Origin of the sequence: Pseudomonas sp. BF-B-30 (assembly GCF_019956305.1) — a bacterium.
Lineage (GTDB): Bacteria > Pseudomonadota > Gammaproteobacteria > Pseudomonadales > Pseudomonadaceae > Aquipseudomonas > Aquipseudomonas jessenii.
The window spans coordinates 1-1,359 of the sequence record NZ_JAHBDG010000075.1 but is presented as its reverse complement, the minus strand read 5'-3'; the positions used below and the strand labels follow the sequence as shown (position 1 = coordinate 1,359).

Genomic DNA, 1,359 nt, shown 5'->3' with positions numbered 1-1,359 from the left:
AAAATGTATGGTCAGCCCATCTCCTGCAACCCCATGGGCTGTTTTCGGTAAAGCTGGCTTGCGCTAATGTATCCGGGCTCGTAGTGAGCGTTGCGCTAACAACGCTCGGCCCTCGATGAGTAGCCGCTCCCGACTGTCCTGAAAAAACCCTCAGCCTCTAAAGCTGATTTTGTTGCCAGGTTCTCAGTCGGGCCGTTTGCCGTTTACTGTCATCAGTCAGTGACGTCGCAAAAGCCGGTGGGAAAGCTGTACGTTCAAGCGTTCGGATGTGGGTCGTACTGGCCGCCTTTGGCCAGTACCGCCCACACGATTCGCGCCAGTTTGTTCGCCAAGGCGCAGGCCACGATATTGGAGTGTCGGCGCCTCAGCAGGTCTTGAACCCAAGGCCCAAGGGCATCTTCCCGTTTATCGATATGCTGCATGATGGCCCGCGCGCCCTGCACCAAGAGTTGGCGTATGTGCTTATCGCCACGCTTGCTGATCCCCAAGAGCACCGTCTTTCCGCCCGTCGAGTATTGCCCCGGAACCAGCCCTAACGAAGCCGCAAAATCACGTCCGCTGCGGTAGCGCGAGACATCCCCCACGTCGGCCAATACCGCGCTGGCGGTGATCGGCCCGATACCAGGAATACTCTGCAAACGTTGCCCGGCATCGTCTTCTTTCAACTGTTGTTTCAGGTCGGACTCGATGTCCTTGATCTCATCAGTGAGCTGTTGAATTTGATAATAGAGGCGCATCACCAGGCCCTTGAGACGCAATGGAACTGGGTGTTGAGGATCGTCCAGCAGCGCCGGCATGCGGTGCAAGGCCGTGACACCGATGGGCAGGCTAATCCCGAACTCCAGCAGAAAACCATGAATCTGATTAGTCGCCGCCGTCCGATGCTCAATCAGCGAGCCTCGAACACGGTGTAAGGCAGAAAGCGTTTGCTGCTCTGCCGTTTTGATCGGGCAGAAGCGCATCGTGGGGCGGCTCGCCGCCTCACAGATCGCTTCGGCATCAATGAAGTCGTTTTTGTTACCTTTGACGAACGGCTTGACGTACTGCGGAGCGATCAACTTCACCTCGTGTCCCAATGCGCCAATCTCCCGAGCCAACCAGTGAGCGCCACCGCAAGACTCCATCACCACCGTGCAGGTTGGTAGCTGCCCCAAGCTTCTGAGCAACTGTCCACGGGTCATCTTCTTGCGCAAAACCTGATGGCCTTGGGTGTCCTGGCCATGCAGGTGGAAACTGTGTTTGCCAATGTCGATACCGAGAAGCGTCATCGTGTTCATGAGAGATCCTCCGCCGAAAACGAGAAAAGCCCTGCAAGCGTAAACCTGCAGGGCTTCTCGGTCAGGCTGACCATCTCATTAA

At 56.7% G+C, this 1,359-nt stretch carries 1 protein-coding gene; it reads right to left on the bottom strand.

The features are described from left to right. Positions 1-254: 254 nt before the first annotated feature. Positions 255-1,277, bottom strand: a complete 1,023-nt coding sequence (locus KGB29_RS25905; protein ID WP_150813539.1) for an IS110 family transposase — start codon at positions 1,275-1,277, stop codon at positions 255-257. Between the last annotated feature and the right edge of the window lie 82 nt (positions 1,278-1,359).